The sequence below is a fragment of the Pantoea sp. AS-PWVM4 genome (genome assembly GCF_000468095.1).
Lineage (GTDB): Bacteria > Pseudomonadota > Gammaproteobacteria > Enterobacterales > Enterobacteriaceae > Pantoea > Pantoea phytobeneficialis.
In genome coordinates, this window is record NZ_ASZC01000013.1 from 1 (window position 1) to 21,374 (window position 21,374).

At 54.9% G+C, this 21,374-nt stretch carries 22 protein-coding genes, 5 tRNA genes and 1 pseudogene; 12 read left to right on the top strand and 16 right to left on the bottom strand.

What is annotated here, in order from left to right; genetic code table 11:
* The 10 genes and pseudogenes from L579_RS23960 to L579_RS23340 all read left to right on the top strand — a co-directional run.
* Positions 1-674 (top strand): annotated as a pseudogene (locus L579_RS23960) (phage tail protein); the annotation flags it as partial.
* On the top strand, positions 674-880 hold the full coding sequence (locus L579_RS11910; protein WP_021184490.1) for a hypothetical protein: 207 nt from the start codon (positions 674-676) through the stop codon (positions 878-880). The pseudogene L579_RS23960 and the gene L579_RS11910, both read left to right, overlap by 1 nt.
* 154 nt (positions 881-1,034) lie before the next feature.
* Positions 1,035-2,204, top strand: coding sequence for a phage tail sheath protein (locus tag L579_RS11915; protein WP_021184491.1), 1,170 nt, complete (start codon positions 1,035-1,037; stop codon positions 2,202-2,204).
* Between the two features lie 12 nt (positions 2,205-2,216).
* A complete protein-coding gene (locus L579_RS11920; RefSeq protein WP_021184492.1) occupies positions 2,217-2,732 on the top strand; it encodes a phage major tail tube protein in 516 nt (171 codons plus the stop codon).
* A gap of 53 nt (positions 2,733-2,785) precedes the next feature.
* The gene (locus L579_RS11925) at positions 2,786-3,088 is read left to right on the top strand and encodes a phage tail assembly protein (RefSeq protein WP_021184493.1); all 303 of its coding nucleotides are present in this window, start codon (positions 2,786-2,788) and stop codon (positions 3,086-3,088) included.
* A 14-nt stretch (positions 3,089-3,102) separates the two neighbouring features.
* Positions 3,103-3,225: a GpE family phage tail protein gene (locus L579_RS23335; RefSeq protein WP_013510557.1), complete on the top strand. Its 123-nt coding sequence runs from the start codon at positions 3,103-3,105 to the stop codon at positions 3,223-3,225.
* Positions 3,218-5,992: a phage tail tape measure protein gene (locus L579_RS11930; RefSeq protein WP_021184494.1), complete on the top strand. Its 2,775-nt coding sequence runs from the start codon at positions 3,218-3,220 to the stop codon at positions 5,990-5,992. The genes L579_RS23335 and L579_RS11930 overlap by 8 nt, the downstream gene beginning before the upstream one ends.
* The gene (locus L579_RS11935) at positions 5,989-6,474 is read left to right on the top strand and encodes a phage tail protein (protein WP_021184495.1); all 486 of its coding nucleotides are present in this window, start codon (positions 5,989-5,991) and stop codon (positions 6,472-6,474) included. The genes L579_RS11930 and L579_RS11935 overlap by 4 nt, the downstream gene beginning before the upstream one ends.
* Positions 6,471-7,568 carry a phage late control D family protein gene (locus L579_RS11940; RefSeq protein ID WP_021184496.1) on the top strand — a complete coding sequence of 366 codons (1,098 nt, stop codon included), beginning with the start codon at positions 6,471-6,473 and terminating at the stop codon, positions 7,566-7,568. Before L579_RS11935 ends, L579_RS11940 begins: the two co-directional genes overlap by 4 nt.
* A 70-nt stretch (positions 7,569-7,638) precedes the next feature.
* Entirely contained in the window at positions 7,639-7,869 is a 231-nt protein-coding gene (locus tag L579_RS23340) for an ogr/Delta-like zinc finger family protein (protein ID WP_071783587.1), read from the top strand.
* A 147-nt stretch (positions 7,870-8,016) separates the two neighbouring features.
* Here the strand turns inward: L579_RS23340 and rplS are convergent, their stop codons facing one another.
* From rplS to ffh, 5 genes are all read right to left on the bottom strand, one after another.
* Positions 8,017-8,364: a 50S ribosomal protein L19 gene (rplS, locus tag L579_RS11945; protein WP_013510201.1), complete on the bottom strand. Its 348-nt coding sequence runs from the start codon at positions 8,362-8,364 to the stop codon at positions 8,017-8,019.
* Positions 8,365-8,406: 42 nt separating this feature from the next.
* Positions 8,407-9,171 (bottom strand): tRNA (guanosine(37)-N1)-methyltransferase TrmD, encoded by a 765-nt coding sequence (trmD, locus tag L579_RS11950; protein ID WP_021184497.1) that lies wholly within the window; start codon positions 9,169-9,171, stop codon positions 8,407-8,409.
* Between the two features lie 35 nt (positions 9,172-9,206).
* Positions 9,207-9,755, bottom strand: a complete 549-nt coding sequence (gene rimM, locus L579_RS11955; protein WP_021184498.1) for a ribosome maturation factor RimM — start codon at positions 9,753-9,755, stop codon at positions 9,207-9,209.
* An 18-nt stretch (positions 9,756-9,773) separates the two neighbouring features.
* Positions 9,774-10,022: a 30S ribosomal protein S16 gene (gene rpsP / locus L579_RS11960; protein WP_013510204.1), complete on the bottom strand. Its 249-nt coding sequence runs from the start codon at positions 10,020-10,022 to the stop codon at positions 9,774-9,776.
* A gap of 142 nt (positions 10,023-10,164) precedes the next feature.
* Complete coding sequence (ffh, locus tag L579_RS11965; RefSeq protein ID WP_036626542.1) at positions 10,165-11,526, bottom strand: signal recognition particle protein; 1,362 nt, start codon at positions 11,524-11,526, stop codon at positions 10,165-10,167.
* Between the two features lie 166 nt (positions 11,527-11,692).
* Here ffh and L579_RS11970 point away from each other — a divergent pair, with 166 nt between their 5' ends.
* Positions 11,693-12,493, top strand: a complete 801-nt coding sequence (locus L579_RS11970) for a cytochrome C assembly family protein (RefSeq protein ID WP_013510206.1) — start codon at positions 11,693-11,695, stop codon at positions 12,491-12,493.
* A gap of 13 nt (positions 12,494-12,506) precedes the next feature.
* Complete coding sequence (locus L579_RS11975; RefSeq protein ID WP_021184499.1) at positions 12,507-13,793, top strand: HlyC/CorC family transporter; 1,287 nt, start codon at positions 12,507-12,509, stop codon at positions 13,791-13,793.
* Between the two features lie 51 nt (positions 13,794-13,844).
* Here L579_RS11975 and luxS read toward each other — a convergent pair whose 3' ends face one another.
* From luxS to alaS, 11 genes are all read right to left on the bottom strand, one after another.
* Positions 13,845-14,360, bottom strand: coding sequence for an S-ribosylhomocysteine lyase (gene luxS, locus L579_RS11980; protein WP_036626543.1), 516 nt, complete (start codon positions 14,358-14,360; stop codon positions 13,845-13,847).
* A 150-nt stretch (positions 14,361-14,510) separates the two neighbouring features.
* Positions 14,511-16,115 (bottom strand): glutamate--cysteine ligase, encoded by a 1,605-nt coding sequence (gshA, locus tag L579_RS11985; protein WP_021184501.1) that lies wholly within the window; start codon positions 16,113-16,115, stop codon positions 14,511-14,513.
* Positions 16,116-16,146: 31 nt separating this feature from the next.
* Entirely contained in the window at positions 16,147-16,575 is a 429-nt protein-coding gene (locus L579_RS11990; RefSeq protein ID WP_013510210.1) for a YqaA family protein, read from the bottom strand.
* Positions 16,572-17,138: a fructose-1-phosphate/6-phosphogluconate phosphatase gene (gene yqaB / locus L579_RS11995; protein ID WP_021184503.1), complete on the bottom strand. Its 567-nt coding sequence runs from the start codon at positions 17,136-17,138 to the stop codon at positions 16,572-16,574. Before yqaB ends, L579_RS11990 begins: the two co-directional genes overlap by 4 nt.
* Before the next feature lie 195 nt (positions 17,139-17,333).
* Positions 17,334-17,410, bottom strand: a tRNA-Arg gene (locus L579_RS12000).
* A gap of 53 nt (positions 17,411-17,463) precedes the next feature.
* A tRNA-Arg gene (locus L579_RS12005) sits at positions 17,464-17,540 on the bottom strand.
* Positions 17,541-17,598: 58 nt separating this feature from the next.
* A tRNA-Arg gene (locus tag L579_RS12010) sits at positions 17,599-17,675 on the bottom strand.
* Positions 17,676-17,762: 87 nt separating this feature from the next.
* Positions 17,763-17,839 (bottom strand) — tRNA-Arg (locus L579_RS12015).
* Positions 17,840-17,848: 9 nt separating this feature from the next.
* Positions 17,849-17,941, bottom strand: a tRNA-Ser gene (locus L579_RS12020).
* A gap of 284 nt (positions 17,942-18,225) precedes the next feature.
* The gene (gene csrA / locus L579_RS12025) at positions 18,226-18,411 is read right to left on the bottom strand and encodes a carbon storage regulator CsrA (RefSeq protein WP_013510212.1); all 186 of its coding nucleotides are present in this window, start codon (positions 18,409-18,411) and stop codon (positions 18,226-18,228) included.
* A 249-nt stretch (positions 18,412-18,660) separates the two neighbouring features.
* A complete protein-coding gene (gene alaS / locus L579_RS12030; RefSeq protein WP_021184505.1) occupies positions 18,661-21,288 on the bottom strand; it encodes an alanine--tRNA ligase in 2,628 nt (875 codons plus the stop codon).
* Positions 21,289-21,374 lie beyond the last annotated feature (86 nt).

The window sequence follows — 21,374 nt, forward strand, 5'->3', positions numbered from 1 at the left end:
CAGACAGTACGGGGACCGTTGGCCGACTGATAAAGACCACCATTTTCACCTCGTCCGGAACATTCACCCCACAGGCGACTACGAAGAAAATACGCGTGCGTGGCGTCGGTACAGGTGGCAACGGTGCCGGGAGTCCGGCAACCAGCGCTAACACCTGTGCAGCCTGCGGCGGCGGTGCGGGTGCCGGTTATGCGGAAGCCTGGTTCAGCACCTTCCCGGCCAGCATTCCGGTAACAATCGGCGCTCCCGGTGCCCTGACTTATGGCACCGGCAACCAGGGCGGAACGTGCTCATTTGGAAGCCTGGTCACCATCCCCGGCGGGCTTGGCGGAGCAGTGGCAACCAACAGCACTACAGCGGCTTTTTCCGAGGCATCAGGCGGTGGCCGTACCTCGCCCACGCTTTTGGGGCAGGACTCAGGCATTGTCACTCCGGGACAGATTGGCGAATTCGGTAAAGTCTATTCCGGCTACTCATCCAGCGGGCGCGGCGGGCATTCTCTGCTCGGTTCTGGCGGTCCTATTGCCGTGGCCGGGTCAGGCTCTGCCGCATCGGGTAACGGCGGAAGCGGTAGCGGCGCTGGCGGCGGTGGCGCGGCATTATCCTACAGCGCGGCGGCTGTCCTTGGCGGCCTGGCATCGACAGGGGTATTTATTATTGAGGAGTTTGCATAATGGATGAACAAACCTACACCTATGCAGTCATTGATGATGCAACAAAATCAGTGGTTAACCGGGTCAGCTGGGACGGTGTCAGCGAATGGTCGCCGGGGACGGGTCTCACCGCTGTTCGTGTCGATGATCCGGCAGAAGCCGGGATTGGCGATATTTACCGGGACGGTATTTTCATCCCGGCAGACGCAGTAACATCAGCAGAATAGAAAACCCGAAACCGGGGGCGCATACCGCCCCGCCATTCCCGTGATACGTCTCTGGCCGCTGTCGGTTGTGCCATCCCCCACACAACACCAGGTAAGTGCGTCAGACCCGCGAAGCGCCGACCATAACGGAACCCCTTAACCGGAGATTCGTTTTATGGCTCAGGATTACCACCACGGCGTGCGCGTTGAGGAAATCAACGAAGGCACCCGAACCATTACCACCGTCAGCACGGCGATTGTGGGACTGGTCTGCACCGGCGATGACGCCGACGCGGCCACGTTCCCCCTTAACCGTCCGGTGCTGTTAACTGATGTGCTGACCGCCAGCGGCAAAGCCGGGGAATCTGGCACGCTGGCCCGTTCGCTGGATGCGATCGGCGACCAGTCAAAACCCGTCACCGTTGTTGTGCGCGTTCCCCAGGGTGAAACCGAAGCGGAAACCACCTCCAACATCATCGGCGGCGTGGTCAACGGCCAGCGCACCGGCATGAAAGCGCTGCTGGCCGCACAATCTGTCTGTGGCGTCAAACCGCGCATTCTCGGCGTGCCGGGACATGATACGCAGGCTGTTGCCACAGAACTGCTGAGCGTGGCGCAGAGCCTGCGCGCCTTTTCCTACCTGTCGGCCTACGGCTGCGAAACCGTGGAAGAGGCCATCGCCTACCGTGCCAATTTCAGCCAGCGCGAAGGGATGCTTATCTGGCCGGACTTTATCAGCTTTGACACCGTACTGAACGCAGACGCGGCAGCTTACGCCACCGCCCGCGCGCTCGGCCTGCGCGCCAAAATCGACGAACAGACAGGCTGGCATAAGTCGCTCTCTAACGTCGGCGTGAACGGCGTCTCCGGCATTTCAAAAGATGTGTTCTGGGATTTACAGGACCCGGCCACCGATTCGGGGCTGCTGAACCAGAACGACATCACCACGCTTATCCGCAAGGACGGCTACCGCTTCTGGGGTTCGCGCTGCCTGAGTGATGATCCGCTGTTTGCGTTTGAGAACTACACCCGCACCGCGCAGGTGCTGATGGACACGATGGCCGAAGCGCAGATGTGGTCAGTGGATGGCACGCTGAACCCGTCGCTGGCCCGCGACATCATCGAAAGCATCCGCGCGAAGCTGCGCAGCCTGGTGACTCAGGGCTATCTCATCGGCGCGGACTGCTGGCTGGATGAGAGCGTGAACGACAAGGACACGCTGAAGGCCGGGAAGCTGCTGATCGATTACGACTACACGCCGGTGCCGCCGCTGGAAAACCTGCTGCTACGCCAGCGCATCACTGACCAGTACCTGGTGAATTTCGCCAGCCGCGTCAGCGCATAAGGAGACAGAGCAATGGCATTACCCCGCAAACTCAAACACCTGAACCTGTTCAATGCCGGTAACAACTGGCAGGGGCTGGTCGAATCCCTGACGCTGCCGAAAGTCACCCGCAAGTTTGAAAAGTATCGCGGTGGCGGCATGGCCGGTGCGGTGGATATCGATATGGGGCTGGATGACGGCGCGCTGGATACGGAATTCACCATCGGCGGCACCGAGTCCCTGCTGTTCAAACAGCTGGGCACGGCCACCGTGGACGGCATTCAGCTGCGCTTTACCGGCTCTATCCAGCGAGATGACACCGCCGAAATTCAGGCGGTGGAACTGGTGGTGCGTGGACGTCACAAGGAGCTGGATTCCGGCGAGTGGAAGACCGGCGAATCCAGCACCACCAAGGTGTCCGGCACCAACAGTTACGCGAAGCTGACCATCAACGGCGAAGTGCTCTATGAGATTGATCTCGTGAACATGATCCACATCGTGGACGGCACCGACCTGATGGAAGAACACCGTAACGCGCTTGGCCTCTGATAACCCCGGCAGGGGAACCCCTGCCGCTCTTAACCTTTTTAGCGGACAAAATCATGACTGACAAAATCACCGAAAAAACCGTCGAGCTGGATACGCCGATTCAGCGCGGCAAGGAAATCATCACTCAGGTGCTGCTGCGCAAGCCGCAGTCCGGTTCCCTGCGCGGCACCCGCCTTCAGGCGCTGATGGACATGGATGTGAACGCCATGATGGTGGTGCTGCCGCGCATCAGCGTACCGGCACTGCAACCGCATGAAATTGTGGAAATGGACCCGGCGGACCTGCTTTCCCTGTCGGTGGAGGTGGTCACTTTTTTGTTGCCGAAGTCGGCGCTGTCGGCTTTCCCGACGGCCTGACGGTAGACGATTTAGTGGCGGACATCGCCACGGTGTTTCACTGGCCGCCTTCCGTTACGGACGATATGCCACTGCCCGAAGTGCTGGAGTGGCGGCACAGGGCAATTCTTCGCAGCGGAGCCGGTGACGATGAGTGACAAAAACCTGCGTATGCAGGTGGTATTAAGCGCGGTGGATAAAATCACCCGCCCCTTTCGTAACGCGCGCGACGGCTCCAAAGAGCTGTCCGCCGCCCTGAAGGCCAGCAAAGACAGCCTTAAATCCCTCAACGAGCAGGCAGGCCGCATTGACGGCTTTCGTAAAACCCGCTCCCAGCTTGCCATCACGGAAAAGAATCTGGCAACGGCCCGGCAGGAAGCTGCCGAGCTGGCAACACAGTTTGCCGCAACGAACCGGCCCACGGCACAACAGGCCAGAGTGCTGGAGCAGGCAAAGAACCGCGCCAGTGAGTTACAGCAGACCTTTAACGGGCTGCGCCTGTCCGTACAGCGTCAGCGCGAGGCGCTGAACGCCGCCGGGATCGATACAAAGCAGCTGAGTGCCGCACAACGTCGTCTCAAGACGGATGCACAGGCAACCAGCGGAGCCATTGAACGCCAGCAGGGAGAGCTGCGTAAGCTGGGCGAACGCCAGCAGAAGCTGGCCGCCATCCGGGCACGCCATGAAAAAACTACCGCGATGCGTAACAGCCTGGCCGGTAACGGTGCGGGCATGGTGGCAACCGGCGTCACCACCGGCATGACCATGCTGGCCCCGGTGCGGGCTTATGCCGAGTCGGAAGACGCCGCCACGCAGCTGGCCGCCTCACTGATGGGACCGGGGGCAAAGGTCGCGCCGGAGTTTGAGAAAATCAACCGGCTGGCCGTCAGCCTGGGCGACAAGCTGCCCGGCACCACGGCGGACTTTCAGAACATGATGACCATGCTGCGCCGACAGGGCATGAGCGCGCAGGTGATTTTAGGCGGGCTGGGTGAGGCAACCGCGTATCTCGGCGTGCAGCTGAAAATGGCCCCCACGGATGCGGCAGAGTTTGCGGCGAAGTTGCAGGATGCGACGCAGACCAGTGAAAAGGACATGATGGCGCTGACTGACATCATTCAGAAGGGATTTTATGCGGGCGTTGATTCGGAAAACATGCTCCAGGGTTACGCCAAAATCGGCAGCGCGATGGACATCATCAAGATGAAGGGACTGGAGGCGGCGAAGACCTTCGCGCCGTTACTAGTGATGGCGGACCAGTCGAGCATGGCCGGTGAGGCGACAGGCAACGCCTACCGCAAAGTTTTTCAGGGCATGATGGACGCGAATAAAGTCGCGAAGACCAATGCGGCCCTGAAAGGGACGGGGGTGAAATTCGATTTCACCAACGGCAAGGGGGAGTTTGGCGGCATCGATAAGATGTACGGACAGCTGGCGCAACTGCAAAAACTCAGCACGCAGCAGCGTCTCACCACGCTGAAAACGATGTTTGGCGACGATGCGGAGACGTTGCAGGTGCTGAACATCATGATAACCAAAGGCGTGGATGGCTATCGGGAAACCGCCGCAAAGCTGGAGAATCAGGCATCACTGCGCGAGCGCGTGGACGCCTCGCTTAATACCCTGGGTAACAAGTGGGAAGCCGCCACCGGTTCGTTTACCAACTCAATGGCCGCCATCGGGGAAACCGTTGCACCTGCGCTGAAACAACTGGCGGACTGGCTGGGTAATCTTGCCGGTGCATTGGGCGAGTTCGTTAAACAACACCCGCAGCTGACGGCGGGGCTGTTCAAGCTGGCTGCCGGGTTTGCCATTGCCGCTACGGCGGTGGGGGCGCTGTCGCTGGCTGCGGCGGCAATCCTCGGCCCGATGGCGATGCTGCGTCTCAGCTGCGGCGTGCTGGGTATCAAAGCTGTCAGCGCGTTCAGTCTTATCCGGGGCGCAATGGGTATTGTCGGGAATGGCGTGCTGTGGCTGGGGCGGCTGATGATGGCAAACCCGATTCTGGCCGTTATCGGGCTGATTGCCGCCGGTGCGCTGTATATCTGGCAGCACTGGGACACGCTGGGGCCAAAATTCCTCGCACTGTGGGAAGGCATTAAAAACTTTACTGCGGCGGCGTGGGAAGGAATTAAAGGGGCAGTTTCGGGGGCGTGGGAGTTTATAAAGTCAGTCTTTATGAACTACACCCTGCCGGGCCTGATTTATAAAAACTGGGATGCTATTCGCGCAGGCATCGCCGGGGCGTGGGACAGCATCAAAGCGGCAATCGCCGGTAAATGGGAAGAGATTGTCGATACTGCTAAGGCGTTGCCGGAACGCTTTCAGGAGGCCGGTTCACAGATGATAGATGGCCTGCTGGCAGGTATCAGTCAGAAGTGGGAGGCGCTGAAAAGTAAGCTGTCTTCCCTCACCGACTACCTGCCGGACTTTCTGAAGCCGGGCGGGGATAAAACCGCCGTGCCGGTTGTGCCAGGCCGCAGCGAGAAATCTGCCACCGGCTTTGCCGGGCTGTATGACAGCGGCGGATTTATCCCGTCCGGGCAGTTCGGCATCGTGGGCGAGAACGGGCCGGAAATTGTGAACGGTCCGGCCAGCATCACCAGCCGCCGCCGCACCGCTTCGCTGGCCGCCTCTGCCGCGCTGGCAATGGGCGTTGCCGCCACGCCAGCCGCCGCACGCCCGGTGCACCCGATGGCCCTGCCCGCGAAAGCGCAGACCGCAGCGGCAGGCGCGGTCGGTGCCGGGCAGTCCGGGCCGCCGATCATCATGCAGGGTAAATACGATATTCACGTTGTGCAGCAGCCGGGGCAGAGCACGGGCGACCTGCTGGATGAGCTGATGCGCAGGCTGGAAGAAAAAGAGCGCCACGCACAGGCACGGGCGCGCAGTTCCTACAGTGACCGGGGAGGGTTTGATTCATGATGATGACGCTGGGTTTATTCGTTTTTATGCTGAAGACGGTCCCTTACCAGCAGCTGCAACTCCAGCGCAGCTGGCGGTTTCCGACCAACAACCGGGTTGGCTTTCGCCCCTCGGTGCAGTTCCTCGGACCGGATAACGACACCGTGACGCTGTCCGGCGTGCTGCTGCCGGAAATCACCGGCGGGCGGCTGTCACTGTTTGCGCTGGAGCAGATAGCCGAGCTGGGGCGTGCGTGGCCGCTGATTGAGGGCAGCGGAACGATTTACGGCATGTTCGTGATTGAGAGTCTGAGCCAGACCAAAGCGGAGTTTTTCAGTAACGGCGTCTGCCGCCGTATTGAGTTCACGCTCACGCTGAAGCGCACCGATGAATCGCTGGGCGAGATGTTCGGCAGCCTCAGCGACCAGCTGACGGCAATCAAAAGCGCGGCCACCAGTGCCGCCGGGAAATTAACCTCTGCCGTGGGTGGGCTGCTGTCATGACCGGTGCTGAATGGGTAACAGGGGCAGCGAACGCGCCCGCGTTCCGGCTGACGCTGGAAGGAGCTGACATCACGCAGAAGATTGAGAAGCGGCTTATGAGCCTCACGCTCACGGATAACCGGGGCTTTGAAGCGGACCAGCTCGATATTGAGCTGGACGACGCCGACGGCCAGTTACAGCTGCCGCGCCGGGGCGTGGTGCTCACGCTTGCGCTGGGCTGGCAGGGGCAGCTGCTGACACCAAAGGGAAGTTACACAGTTGACGAAATCGAGCACACCGGCAGCCCTGACCGGCTTGTACTCCGTGCCCGCAGCGCGGATTTTCGTGAAACCCTGAACACCCGGCGGGAAAAGTCATGGCATGACACCACCGTGGGCGACATGGTGAAAGAGATTGCGGGCAGATACAAGCTGGAGATGGCGCTGGGTGATGATGTGGCAAAGATGGCAATTGAACATTTGGACCAGACCAACGAATCTGACGCCAGCTTTCTGATGCGGCTGGCCCGGCAGTGTGGCGCGATTGCCTGCATCAAAAACGGCAACCTGCTGTTTATCCGTCAGGGCCAGGGCAAAACGGCCAGCGGTAAAGTGCTGCCGGTGATGACGTTGCAGCGCAAAGACGGCGACAGCCACCGCTTTACCCTGGCTGACCGTGACGCCTACACCGGCGTGATTGCCAGCTGGCTGCATACCCGCGAACCGGAAAAGAAAGAAGTCACAAAGGTGAAGCGTCGCCGCAAAATCAGCACGGCAACGAAGAAGGAGTCGGAAGCTAAACAGGGCGACTACCTGATCGGGACGGATGAAAACGTGCTGGTACTGAGCCGGACCTATGCCACCAGGGCAAATGCCGAACGTGCCGCCACAATGCAGTGGGAGCGTCTGCAACGTGGTGTGGCGACGTTTTCCATTCAGCTGGCGCGAGGGCGGGCCGATCTCTATACGGAAATGCCGGTAAAGGTAAGCGGGTTTAAACAGCAGATTGATGGCGGGGAATGGATTATCACCACGCTGACGCACAGCCTGAGTGACAGCGGATTTACGACCAGTCTGGAACTGGAAGTGAAAATCGACAACGAAAGCATGCAATAGTAAAATAAACTACCCAATTGAATGGTTAGTGGTTAGAATTTGATAAAAATTTCAACAGGACGATCCCGAAATGATGAACTGCCCTAAGTGTAAGCACGCTGCACATACACGCAGCAGCGTTCAACTTTCAGAGAACACAAAGGAACGTTACAACCAGTGCCAGAACATCAATTGCGGCTGTACGTTCAAATCACTGGAAACAGTGACCGACATAATCATGTGTCCTGGAAAGGTAACTCCTGTTCCCCCTCACCCGTCCCGGACCGGAGACAGGGCCTTGCAAGGGCAATTATGGTTATGACCCGCTTCGGCGGGTTTTTTATTGCCTACAAATGACCACAAATAACATCTGCGTAGGCAATCCGTGGACACGGCTAATAAAAAAGGGGTTAGCGTCACGCTAACCCCTTGTTTGCTATTAACTATTTTGGACGGCGCGAGCCGTGTATTAGTTAAGACGCTCTTTGATACGAGCAGACTTACCAGTACGCTCACGCAGGTAGTACAGTTTGGCTTGACGCACAGCACCACGACGTTTAACAGCGATGCTGTCAATTACCGGAGAGTGAGTCTGGAAGACACGCTCAACGCCTTCGCCGTTAGAAATCTTGCGAACAGTGAATGCAGAGTGCAGACCGCGGTTACGAATAGCGATAACCACGCCCTCGAATGCCTGCAGACGTTTCTTAGAACCTTCAACGACCCATACTTTCACTTCCACGGTATCACCCGGACGGAAGGAAGGTACGTCCTGTTTCATCTGCTCTTGTTCAAGTTGCTTGATAATGTTGCTCATAATTAAATCTCTTATCCTGGGTAAACTGATAGTCAGGGAAGATTACTCTTCCGCCTCATCGTTTTGTTGCTGCTGATGTTCACGCTTGAACTCAGTAAGCAACCTTGCTTGCTCTTCAGTCAGAGCCAGGTTTTCCAGAAGTTCAGGTCTTCTCAGCCAGGTACGGCCTAGCGACTGTTTCAGGCGCCAACGGCGAATATCGGCATGGTTCCCCGACAGTAAAACTGCCGGTACATCCATTCCTTCTAACACTTCAGGTCGGGTATAGTGCGGGCAATCCAGCAAACCATCCGAGAACGAATCCTCATCGGCTGACGCCTGTTTTCCCAGCACGCCAGGAATAAACCGGGCGACCGAGTCAATTAACGTCATGGCTGGCAGCTCACCGCCACTGAGTACGTAATCACCGATTGACCATTCTTCATCAATTTCGGTTTGAATAACGCGCTCATCTATTCCTTCATAGCGACCGCAGACCAGAATCAACTTCTGATGTGTCGCCAGTTCGCAAACGCCCTGTTGGTCGAGTTTGCGTCCCTGAGGTGAAAGATAAATCACCTTAGCACCTTCCCCCGCCGCTGCTTTCGCTGCGTGGATGGCGTCCCGCAAGGGTTGCACCATCATCAACATCCCCGGTCCGCCGCCGTAAGGACGATCGTCTACGGTACGGTGCCGGTCGTGCGCGAAGTCACGAGGACTCCAGCTCTCAATGTTGAGCAGGCCATTTTTTACTGCCCGGCCAGTTACCCCGTAATCGGTAATAGCGCGAAACATCTCTGGAAACAGGCTAATAACACCAATCCACATCGCGTTCGCCGTTGCGTTACCGGTTTGTCCGGAGATCAAAAACCAGGATCCCAATCTACTTCAATAGTGCCAGTAGCGAGATCGACTTTCTTGATAACCTGTTCATCAAGAAACGGTATTAACCGTTCCTGTGCACCGAATGCATCTTTCAGGTTTGCCTTAACGACGAGAACGTCGTTCGAGCCGGTCTCCATCAAATCAATGACTTTGCCCATTTCGTAGCCTTCGAGGTTTACTACTTTGCAACCCATCAGGTCTTTCCAGTAGTAATCACCCTCTTCCAGCGGTGGCAGCTGCGCGGAATCAACCGTAATTTCGCAATTGGTTAATTGAGCCGCGGCATCCCGATCGTCAACGCCTTTGACTTTGATGATCAGGTCCTGATTGTGGTGCTTCCAGCCTTCCAGTTCGACCAGCTGCCATTGACCGGCGTGCTGAATAAACCAGGGCTGATAGTCGAAGATACTTTCGGCTTCTTCGGTGGAAGAAAACACTTTGAGCCAGCCCCGAATGCCGTAAGCGGCACCCATCTTCCCCAGTACAACCGGGTTAGCGGGAGGCTGTGCGGCAGGTTTTCTGCTCATGCTCACCACCGTGACAGATTAAGCTGCTTTTTTTGCTTCTTTGATCAGCGCGTTAACGCGATCAGAAAGCGTTGCGCCCTGGCCAACCCAGTGCTCAATACGGTCCAGATCCAGACGCAGACCTTCAGCCTGACCAGCAGCGATCGGGTTGAAGAAACCTACGCGCTCGATGAAGCGACCGTTACGAGCATTGCGGCTGTCAGTAACGACGACCTGATAGAACGGACGCTTTTTAGCGCCGTGACGTGCCAAACGAATGGTTACCATAACATCCTCATTAGTTAATAAAACAACCGGGCCCCATCGAGGAACGGGGCCCGGGTGCAATATAAAAAGCCCGAAAATTTTACTCATTTTGGCGCAAAAAGCAACCTGAGCATCTCACTTTTCCGGCATTTAGCCGGTCACCTTAGCGACCGGGGAATCCTGGCGGCATCATGCCCTTCATACTGCGCATCATTTTCGCCATGCCGCCCTTCTTCATTTTCTTCATCATGCGCTGCATATCATCGAACTGCTTCAGCAGTCGGTTAACATCCTGCACCTGCATGCCTGAACCCAGAGCGATACGGCGTTTGCGGGAACCTTTGATGATTTCCGGCTTCTCGCGCTCTTTGCGCGTCATCGAGTTGATGATCGCCTCCATACGCACCAGCAGCTTATCGTCCATCTGCGATTTCACGTTATCCGGCAACTGTCCCATGCCCGGCAGCTTGCTCATCAAACTTGTCATGCCGCCCATGTTGCGCATCTGCTTCAGCTGATCAAGGAAGTCATTGAGGTCAAAGCCATCGCCGGTTTTCAGTTTCTTCGCCAGCTTCTCCGCCTGATCGCGGTCAACCTTGCTTTCGATATCTTCAATCAGCGACAGCACATCGCCCATGCCGAGGATACGTGAGGCGATACGATCCGGATAGAACGGCTCAAGCGCTTCAGTTTTTTCACCGACACCCATGAATTTGATGGGCTTCCCGGTAATGTGGCGAATCGACAGCGCCGCACCACCGCGCGCATCACCATCGACTTTGGTCAGGATCACACCGGTTAACGGCAGCGCTTCGTTGAACGCTTTCGCGGTGTTGGCAGCATCCTGGCCGGTCATCGCATCCACAACAAACAGGGTTTCTACCGGATTGATCGCGGCATGAACCTGCTTGATTTCGTCCATCATCGCTTCGTCAACGTGCAGACGACCGGCGGTATCCACTAACAGGACGTCGTAGAATTGCAGGCGCGCTTCTTTCAACGCGTTGTTGACGATATCAACAGGCTTCTGGCTCAGGTCCGACGGACAAAAATCCACGCCAACCTGCTGCGCCAATGTTTCCAGCTGACGGATCGCCGCCGGGCGATAGACGTCAGCGGAGACAACCAGCACTTTTTTCTTATGCTTCTCACGCAGGAATTTACCCAGCTTGGCGACACTGGTAGTTTTACCCGCACCTTGCAGGCCAGCCATCAGCACCACAGCCGGCGGCTGCGCGGCCAGGTTGAGTGCATTATTTTCTGCACCCATCGCCTCGACCAGTTCATTGCGAACAATTTTGATGAACTCCTGACCTGGCGTCAGGCTTTTGTTCACATCATGGCCGACCGCGCGCTCTTTAACGCGGTTGATAAATTCACGGACTACCGGCAGCGCAACATCCGCCTCCAGCAACGCCATACGTACTTCACGCAGCGTGTCCTTGATGTTGTCTTCGGTCAGCCTTCCGCGGCCGCTGATATTGCGCAGGGTTTGCGACAAACGATCGGTTAAATTATCAAACATGCTCTCTCACTTAGAAACATAGCGAGGCCGCCTGGGCGACACAATGCGGCGGATTATAACACGAAGCCAGGCCGATCTCTGCAATTGACCTTCAGATCGTTTGGAGCCTGCTGCGGCTGACGTTATACTGCTTTTTTCCTTATCTGACTGACACCTGAAAGGATCTATGTTCGTTTTCGCGATCGTGGCGTTGTTCGCCTACTCTCTCAGCCTTGCTTTGATCATCCCCAGCCTGCTGAAACGCAATGGTGGCTGGCGGCGTTTTGCTGTGCTTTCCGCCTGTGTGGCGTTAATAGCCCACGCCGTGGCGTTACAACAACGCATTTTTGCCGTCGATAACGGGCAAAATCTCAGCCTGTTAAATATTGGCTCGCTGGTCAGCCTGCTGATTTGCGCCATTATGACTATCGTCGCCTCGCGCAATCGCGGTTGGCTGCTGCTGCCGGTTGTCTATAGCTTTGCATTGATCAATCTGGCGTTTGCCACTTTCGTGCCTAACGCTTTTATTACCCATCTGGAAACCACGCCAGGCATGATGATCCACATCGGTCTGTCGCTATTTGCCTACGCGACCCTGATTATTGCCGCGCTGTATGCGCTGCAACTGGCGTGGATCGATTATCAGCTGAAAAATAAAAAGCTGGCCTTCACTCAGGATATGCCGCCGCTGCTCAGCATTGAGCGCAAAATGTTTCACATCACCCAGATTGGCGTCGTGCTGCTGACACTGGTGCTGGTGACCGGCCTGTTCTATATGCACAATCTGTTCAGCGCCGAGAATGTAGATAAAGCGGTGCTGTCGATCATTGCCTGGTTTGTTTATATCGTTTTGCTCTGGGGACACTACCACGAGGGCTGGCGCGGTCGCCGCGTCGTCTGGTTCAATTGCAGCGGTGCAATTTTGCTGACAATGGCCTACTTTGGCAGCCGCGTACTGCAACACCTGCTCACCCAATCTTCTCACTAAAGGAATTTTTGCGTTGGAACATGTTTCAACCACCACGCTGATCATCACGCTGGTCATCATGGTGCTGGTCTCGGCCTATTTCTCCGGTTCAGAGACCGGCATGATGACGCTCAATCGCTACAAACTGCGCCATCAGGCGAAAAACGGTCAGCGCAGCGCGCGCCGCGTCGAGAAGCTGCTGCGTCGCCCTGATCGTTTGATCAGTCTGGTGTTGATCGGCAACAACCTGGTCAACATCCTGGCATCAGCGTTAGGCACCATCGTGGGTATGCGTTTATACGGCGACGCCGGAGTAGCGATTGCCACCGGTATCCTGACTTTTGTGGTGTTGGTTTTCGCCGAGGTTCTGCCTAAAACTATTGCTGCGCTCTACCCGGAGAAGGTCGCTTATCCCAGCAGTTTCCTCCTCGCCCCCCTGCAATACGTCATGCTACCGCTGGTCTGGCTGTTGAATACCATTACGCGAGTTCTGATGCGGATGGTCGGCATTAAAACCGATGGTTCAATTAGCTCGGCGTTGAGTAAAGAAGAACTACGTACCATTGTGTATGAATCGCGTAGCCTTATGTCGCGTCGCAATCAGGATATGCTGCTGTCCGTGCTGGATCTGGAAAAGGTTGGCGTTGAAGACATCATGGTGCCGCGCAACGAGATTGTCGGCATTAACGTTAACGACGACTGGAAATCGGTGGTGCGTCAGCTCAGCCATTCGCCGCATGGCCGTATTGTTTTGTTTCGCGACTCACTGGACGACTGTGTTGGCATGCTGCGTGTGCGCGAAGCCTGGCGCATGATGACCGAGAAAAAAGAGTTTAACAAAGAGACGCTGCTGCGTGCTGCCGATGAAATCTACTATGTGCCTGAAGGGACCCCGCTGAACGTTCAACTGGTGAAGTTTCAGCGCAACAAGAAGAAGGTTGGCCTGGTCGTTGATGAGTACGGCGATATCAAAGGTCTGGTAACCATCGAAGATATCCTTGAAGAAATCGTCGGTGATTTCACCACCTCAATGTCTCCCACGCTGGCAGAAGAAGTGATGCCGCAGAATGACGGTTCGGTGCTGATTGAGGGGGGTGCTAACGTGCGCGAAATTAACAAAGCGTTCAACTGGTCACTGCCGGAAGAGGAAGCCCGCACCATCAACGGTATGCTGCTGGAAGTGCTGGAAGAGATTCCGCAGGTGAATACTCAGGTTCAGGTCGGCAAGTATGATATCGATATTCTCGATGTGCAGGACAATATGGTGAAGCAGGTGCGCATTACACCGCACACGCCGCTCAAATCATCAATTGGTTCCTGACATAAAAATGCCGCGATTAACGCGGCATTTTTCTTTCTGCATCAGTAGCAACTAGATGTGCAGTTCGTGCAATTTTTCTTCCGGCAGTTTCAGCTCGTCGTTATAGTTAACGCCAATCTCATGTGCCAGCACGTTGCGCGCAATCTGCTGCGCTTCGTCCAGTGAGTGCAGCTTGTAGCTACCACATTGATACTCGTTCAATTCCGGGATCTGGTTCTGCTCTTTAACTTTCAGAACGTCTTCCATCGCACCTTTCCACGCTTTTGCCACACGCTGCTCGTCCGGCGCGCCAATCAGGCTCATGTAAAAACCCGTGCGGCAACCCATCGGTGAAATATCGACGATTTCCACGCCTTCACCATTCAGGTGGTTACGCATAAATCCGGCGAAAAGATGCTCCAGCGTATGAATACCGCGCTCGGTCAGAATCTCTTTGTTTGGTCGGCAGAAGCGCAGGTCAAAAACGGTGATGGTATCGCCATGAGGAGTTTTCATGGTTTTCGCAACACGCACTGCGGGCGCCGCCATGATGGTGTGATCTACAGTAAAACTATCCAGCAGTGGCATATTGTCACCTCCTGTTTTGAGAATTTTTTTTAAAACGATGAAACTTTTCTGTTCGCCCAACGTCTGAATATATGAAAGACGCGCATTTGTTATCATCATCCCTGACAACAGAGATGTTAATTCGGCCACAGTGATGTGGCCTTTTCTTTTTTACCCTTCCCGGCTGGCGAGATAGCTGGCGAAATCCAGCGTATCACTCTGTTCCAGCGTCTCCTGCGCGAGCACGGAAGCCTGTGCCTGGCGCGTAAAATCATCCTCGCTCAGAACATCAAGCGGCTCCTCACACAGCAGATGACGATACTGTTCAGCCAGCGCCACACCGGTTCCGGTCAAACCATTTTCCTTCATCGCATGAAGGATACGCGCCGAATAGGTTAGCTCAGGATCATCAAACGATGCCACCAGTTGATCGCAAACCTGTTGATATTGCGTGCTGCCCTCGTTGCTGTCGAGCACTTCTGCCACCCGACGCAGATCCGCAAACAACGCCTTGCCCACTTCAACCAGGGTATGCTGCGTCGCGCTGCATCCCACGGCAATCATCTGGCCCGGCTTACGACCTTCCAGCACCACACGATTCCAGTTTTTGCGGCTACAGAGCAACTCATCCGCGCTCATTTCCGGCGCATCCGCCAGCGTACACCAAATCAGGAACAAGTCGAGGAAACGCACCTGATTGGCATCGACACCAATCGCGGAGAACGGATTGATGTCCAGCGAGCGAACTTCAATATATTCAATGCCGCCGCGTTGTAGCGCATCTGAAGGTGCTTCACCGCTACGTGTCACGCGTTTCGGACGAATCGGCGCATACAACTCGTTCTCAATTTGCAGCACATTCGTGTTCAGCTGCAACCAGTTACCATCGGCATCTTTGGTGCCAATGGCAGCGTATTCTTCAGAAGGTGTTTTGATCGCCGCTTTTAATGCCGCCACATAGCCTTCCAACGAGTTAAAGGTGATACCCAGTCCACTTTGCGATTTGTTGGTATAGCCAAGATCGCTCAAACGCAATGAGGTGGCATACGGCAGCCACAACGTACCTTTATCGTTCGTTTCAAACGGCAGATTGCTTTCCCGACCTTGCAGGAAGCTGGAGCAAATGGCTGGTGATGCGCCAAACAAATACGGGATCACCCAGCCGAAACGGTAGTAGTTACGAATAAGGCGCAGATACCCGGCGGAGATGGTCTCCTTACCGCTTTCCGCGTCTTTGACATCCGCCCACTCACGCCAGAATGACAGCGGCAGTGAGAAATTGTAATGGATGCCTGAAATGGTCTGCATCAGCGCGCCATAACGGTTTTTCAAACCCTGACGATACAACGTCTTCATTTTGCCGATATTGGAGCTGCCATATTGCGCCAGCTCGATTTTATCCGCATCGTCGATGATACAGGGCATGCTAAACGGCCACATGCGCTCCTGACCCAGCTCACGCGCCACATGGCGGTGAATATCGCGCAGGAAACTGAGCATGTGATCAATGTTCTGATCAACAGGCGTGATGAACTCGAGCAGCGTTTCAGCGAAATCGGTGGTAATCCAATCATGCTTCAGCGCTGACCCCAGGGACTCAGGGTGCCCGGTGGTTGCCAGGTGACCATCCGGCTCGACACGCAACGTTTCGCGTTCAATGCCACGGCCGATACCCTTTAACGCGTCGGGATGCGCTTCCAGCCAGGAAAGCGCTTTTGATACGTCCGGGATCACATTAACCTCCCGCTGTGCGAATAATTTATTTTTGTTCAGCATAATGTTAACCGTAGCCTCGAATCTGTGCGAATCAATGCCACCATTGCAAACCTTGCAAAGTGACCGTCGCGATAACGATGTAACGCAGTGTTTTACCGATGGCGAGAAACAACAACGCCGGAAGCCAGCCAACGCGCAACCAGCCTGCGAAGACGCAGAGCAGATCGCCCACCACGGGTAGCCAGCTAAACAACAGGGCTGCAGGTCCGAATCGGTGTAACCACGTCATTGCTGTGTTATGCCATCTCCCCTGCCCTTTTGGTGGCATCAGGCGACCAAGAAAAATGTTCGTCAAGCCGCCCAGCGTGTTTCCCACTGATGCAGCCAATAGCAACCCATAGACCGACCCTTTTTGGGCGATCAGTAGGGCAACCAGCATCGCTTCTGAGCTTCCCGGAAGGAGAGTCGCACTCAGAAAGCTACTGCCAAATAACGAGCCATAAGTCAGAAAGTCATTCACAGTAAACGGACATCAACCACATCCATACCTGCCGCTTTAGCTGCCTGCACGCCAAAATCAGCATCTTCAAATACCACACATCGTGCGGGAGCAACGCCCATCAGCTCGGCACAGCGCAAAAAGGTATCAGGTTGCGGTTTATGGCGCAGGACATCATCGGCGCCGACGACTGCGGTAAAAAGATGATAAACCCCTAACTGCTTCAGCAACGCTTCCGCCAGGCTGTGTTCACTGCCGGTCCCCACCGCCATCGGGCGACGGCCATGATAAGCCTTGACCACTTCCATCAACGGCAACGGACGAATGCTATCCAGCAACATCGCTTTGAAGGCCACGGTCTTTTCCGCCGCCAGCTGATGTGGATCATGCGTAGCGTTATTTTGCTCGATGATAAATTGCGCCAGCTGCCAGGTAGGCGCACCGTTAAAGCTCACCATTTTTTCGTCATCAATGGTGAAACCATAGCGGCTGAGAACCTGATGCCAGGCTTTTCGATGTGTCGGCTCGGAATCGAGAATCGTGCCGTCCATATCGAAAATCAAGGCGTCATATTGGTCGTACATTGTCACTCCGGACATCCTGCAAAGGTGCCCTTACTTTAACGTAATGCGCTCAGGTTGTCGCCAGGTGTGCTTAACAGCAAATGCTTTGAAAGCATTAGCAATTTTGGATTTAAGAAAAAGGTGAGAAAACGGTACCGCGCATAAATGACGGTTAATTCAGTGTTTTTATTTGAACGGCGAGTAAAGACGAGAGAATGGTGCATCCAGGAGGATTCGAACCTCCGACCGCTCGGTTCGTAGCCGAGTACTCTATCCAGCTGAGCTATGGATGCATTGAGAGTTTTTCTTGCGACGGACTGACTGAAGTTGATGATGAGACAAAGAATGGTGCATCCAGGAGGATTCGAACCTCCGACCGCTCGGTTCGTAGCCGAGTACTCTATCCAGCTGAGCTATGGATGCATTGCGAGATTTTCTTGCGATGGACTTACTGAAATCAACCTGGGAATGATACGAAGAATGGTGCATCCAGGAGGATTCGAACCTCCGACCGCTCGGTTCGTAGCCGAGTACTCTATCCAGCTGAGCTATGGATGCATTTCTGAAAATTCTTGTACAACGCAGGGTGCTAACAACTCACCACGAAAGGAACTGCTCGTTCACTCTTTACGACATCTTTTTCGATGGTGCATCCAGGAGGATTCGAACCTCCGACCGCTCGGTTCGTAGCCGAGTACTCTATCCAGCTGAGCTATGGATGCATCGAAAAATGGCGGTGAGGCGGGGATTCGAACCCCGGATGCAGCTTTTGACCGCATACTCCCTTAGCAGGGGAGCGCCTTCAGCCTCTCGGCCACCTCACCTTACGCGTTCTTACGAACTGTGCTGCTGAACTTTGTTTCCGCTCATCGGCACTGCGTGGCGCACATATTACTTTCCCGCACTTATAAGTCAAACAATTTTTCCCACTACAAGTTTGTTTGCACAAATGACAAACAATCCGCGCAATTTGCCGACAAAAAGAGTGATTAATCAACAGTAAAAGGTCGATACGGATAACAAAATGAGAAAGAAGAAAATAACAGGAGAAGCAGAAAAGCAGGGGAAAAGCGGTAGCGCCTCGCCGCAAAGCGAGGCGCTGAATCCGTTAGTAACTCGTAGGCTGAGCTTTTTCTGCCTGGATGCGCTGATAGATCTCTTCGCGATGCACTGAAACCTCTTTAGGTGCATTGACGCCAATACGGACCTGGTTACCTTTAACTCCCAGCACCGTTACAGTCACCTCATCGCCAATCATGAGGGTTTCACCAACTCGACGAGTTAGAATAAGCATTCTTTGCTCCTTGAAAGATTAAAAGAGTCGGGCCTGTTCGGGTTCCCGGCCATATCCATCATATACTGCCGAACAATGTCTATGACAAATACACCATTGTGGTTTGTCACGCCAATACATTCTGCTGATAGTTAGTTTAGCCGAAATACACTGCCTCAACCTGACTTTGTCATTACCTGGTGCACATCGCGTTAAAAAGCGCCGGAACATCTGTTCCTGGCGCTCCTCACGATGCTTAGTTTTATTTCGTTACAGTCGATTGCTAACCCAGTCCTGCACACCTGCAAGCGCACCGGCCAGCGCCTGCGGATTAGTACCACCCGCCTGTGCCATATCCGGACGGCCACCGCCTTTACCACCGACCTGTGCGGCCAGCTCACCGACCAGTTCACCCGCTTTGACACGGTCAGTCAGGTCTTTGGTTACCCCGGCAATCAGTGACACTTTGCCTTCAGCAACGGTTGCCAGCACGATAATCGCGGAACCAAGCTGGTTTTTCAGATCATCCATCATAGTACGCAACATCTTAGGCTCAACGTTGCTCAGTTCGCTCACCAGCAGCTTGGTGCCTTTCACATCCACGGCTTTACTACTGAGGGATGCGCTCTCTTGCGCAGCCTGCTGGTCACGCAGTTGCTGCAACTCTTTTTCCAGAGCACGTACGTGATCCACCAGACCACGCACTTTTTCGTTCAGATTGCTGCTGTTGGCTTTCACCAGATGCGCGATATCCTGCAACTGATGGCTTTGCGCATTGACTTGCGCCAGAGCGCCTTCACCGGTAACGGCTTCAATACGACGCACGCCGGCTGCGGTACCTGACTCAGACTGAATGCGGAACAGGCCAATATCACCGGTACGTGCTGCGTGCGTACCACCACAAAGCTCGGTGGAGAAATCACCCATGCTCAGCACGCGTACGCGCTGGTCGTATTTCTCGCCAAACAACGCCATTGCGCCCTTCGCTTTGGCTGCTTCCAGGTCCATGATATTGGTTTCAACTGCCAGGTTACGACGAATCTGGGCGTTGACGATATCTTCAACCTGACGGATTTCCTGCGGTTTCATCGCTTCAAAATGGGAGAAGTCGAAACGCAGGTATTTGTCGTTTACCAGCGAACCTTTCTGCGCTACATGGTCACCGAGAACCTGACGCAACGCGGCATGCAGCAGGTGTGTCGCCGAGTGGTTCAGGCGAATACGTGCGCGACGCTCTTCATCAACCTGTGCATTCAGGCGATCGCCGACACGCAGTTGACCTTGGGTAAGCTTACCGATATGACCAATCGCCTGACCATACTTCTGTGTATCCTGGACGCTAAATTCAGCATTATTCCCAGCCAGTACACCGGTATCACCCACCTGCCCGCCTGACTCACCGTAAAACGGCGTTTCATCCAGTACTACTACCGCGTCCTGGCCTGCGCTGACCTGCTCAACCGCTTGGCCGTCAACAAACAGCGCCTGCACCGTGGAAGCCAATGCCAACTGGTCGTAGCCTTTAAACGCTGAGGCCGAGTCAATACGAATTACGCTGTTATAATCGGCACCAAAACCACTGGCTTCGCGTGCGCGCTGGCGTTGCTGCTCCATCGCCACTTCGAAACCAGCTTCATCGATCTTCAGATTACGCTCACGGCAGACGTCTGCTGTCAGGTCTACCGGGAAGCCGAAGGTGTCATAGAGACGGAAGACGGTTTCACCATCAAGGGTATCACCTTGCAGTTTTGCCAGCTCTTCATCCAGCAATGCCAGACCACGCTCCAGCGTTTTCGCGAACTGCTCTTCTTCTGCTTTCAGGACATTCTCTACCTGAGCCTGCTGGCGTTGCAGATCTTCACCCGCTGAACCCATCACTTCAATCAGCGGTGCAACCAGTTTGTAGAAGAAGGCATCTTTTGCGCCAAGCATATTACCGTGACGTACTGCACGACGAATGATGCGACGCAGCACATAACCACGGTTTTCATTCGAAGGGATCACACCATCAGCAATCAGGAAAGCACAGGAACGGATATGGTCAGCAATAACGCGCAGTGATTTGTTGCTGAGGTCAGTCGCACCCGTCACTTCAGCCACTGATTTAATCAGTTTGGCGAACAGGTCGATTTCGTAGTTGGAGTTTACGTGCTGCAATACCGCGGCAATACGCTCCAGGCCCATGCCGGTATCCACCGAAGGTTTTGGCAGCGGCAGCATGGTACCGTCGGCCTGACGGTTGAACTGCATGAACACGATATTCCAGATTTCAATGTAACGGTCGCCATCTTCTTCCGGGCTTCCCGGCGGGCCACCCCAAATATGATCGCCATGATCGAAGAAGATTTCACTGCACGGGCCGCACGGGCCGGTATCACCCATCTGCCAGAAGTTATCAGAAGCGTAAGCGCTACCTTTGTTATCACCGATGCGAATAATACGTTCGCGCGGAATACCAATGTCATTCGCCCAGATGTCATAGGCTTCATCGTCCGTTTCATAGACGGTGACCCAAAGACGTTCTTTCGGCAGCTTAAACCACTGCTCACCCGTCAGCAGTTCCCAGGCGTATGCAATCGCGTCTTTTTTGAAATAGTCGCCAAAGCTGAAGTTGCCCAACATTTCAAAGAAGGTGTGATGGCGTGCAGTGTAGCCCACGTTTTCGAGATCGTTGTGCTTACCACCGGCACGCACACAACGCTGCGCCGTGGTCGCACGCGAGTAATCGCGCTTATCCTGACCGAGGAAAACGTCTTTAAACTGGTTCATCCCGGCGTTGGTAAACAGCAGCGTCGGGTCGTTGTTCGGTACGAGGGAGCTGCTGGCTACAACCTGATGTCCCTTGCTATGAAAAAAGTCGAGAAACGCTTGACGGATCTCAGCAGTGCTCTTGCTCATAAATTTCCTGGAATCACGCTAACGAACGTTCCCTTTCGTCTGGCAAGCCGCATGCGCCCGACCCACCGCTGACTGAGGAACAAAAA

Bases quoted from the DNA above. Each gene is read 5' to 3' on its own strand.
- L579_RS11910 (WP_021184490.1), top strand. From the start codon at position 674: ATGGATGAACAAACCTACACCTATGCAGTCATTGATGATGCAACAAAA.
- L579_RS11915 (WP_021184491.1), top strand. From the start codon at position 1,035: ATGGCTCAGGATTACCACCACGGCGTGCGCGTTGAGGAAATCAACGAA.
- L579_RS11920 (WP_021184492.1), top strand. From the start codon at position 2,217: ATGGCATTACCCCGCAAACTCAAACACCTGAACCTGTTCAATGCCGGT.
- L579_RS11925 (WP_021184493.1), top strand. From the start codon at position 2,786: ATGACTGACAAAATCACCGAAAAAACCGTCGAGCTGGATACGCCGATT.
- L579_RS11930 (WP_021184494.1), top strand. From the start codon at position 3,218: ATGAGTGACAAAAACCTGCGTATGCAGGTGGTATTAAGCGCGGTGGAT.
- L579_RS11935 (WP_021184495.1), top strand. From the start codon at position 5,989: ATGATGATGACGCTGGGTTTATTCGTTTTTATGCTGAAGACGGTCCCT.
- L579_RS11940 (WP_021184496.1), top strand. From the start codon at position 6,471: ATGACCGGTGCTGAATGGGTAACAGGGGCAGCGAACGCGCCCGCGTTC.
- L579_RS23340 (WP_071783587.1), top strand. From the start codon at position 7,639: ATGATGAACTGCCCTAAGTGTAAGCACGCTGCACATACACGCAGCAGC.
- rplS (WP_013510201.1), bottom strand. From the start codon at position 8,364: ATGAGCAACATTATCAAGCAACTTGAACAAGAGCAGATGAAACAGGAC.
- trmD (WP_021184497.1), bottom strand. From the start codon at position 9,171: ATGTGGATTGGTGTTATTAGCCTGTTTCCAGAGATGTTTCGCGCTATT.
- rimM (WP_021184498.1), bottom strand. From the start codon at position 9,755: ATGAGCAGAAAACCTGCCGCACAGCCTCCCGCTAACCCGGTTGTACTG.
- rpsP (WP_013510204.1), bottom strand. From the start codon at position 10,022: ATGGTAACCATTCGTTTGGCACGTCACGGCGCTAAAAAGCGTCCGTTC.
- ffh (WP_036626542.1), bottom strand. From the start codon at position 11,526: ATGTTTGATAATTTAACCGATCGTTTGTCGCAAACCCTGCGCAATATC.
- L579_RS11970 (WP_013510206.1), top strand. From the start codon at position 11,693: ATGTTCGTTTTCGCGATCGTGGCGTTGTTCGCCTACTCTCTCAGCCTT.
- luxS (WP_036626543.1), bottom strand. From the start codon at position 14,360: ATGCCACTGCTGGATAGTTTTACTGTAGATCACACCATCATGGCGGCG.
- gshA (WP_021184501.1), bottom strand. From the start codon at position 16,115: ATGCTGAACAAAAATAAATTATTCGCACAGCGGGAGGTTAATGTGATC.
- yqaB (WP_021184503.1), bottom strand. From the start codon at position 17,138: ATGTACGACCAATATGACGCCTTGATTTTCGATATGGACGGCACGATT.
- csrA (WP_013510212.1), bottom strand. From the start codon at position 18,411: ATGCTTATTCTAACTCGTCGAGTTGGTGAAACCCTCATGATTGGCGAT.
- alaS (WP_021184505.1), bottom strand. From the start codon at position 21,288: ATGAGCAAGAGCACTGCTGAGATCCGTCAAGCGTTTCTCGACTTTTTT.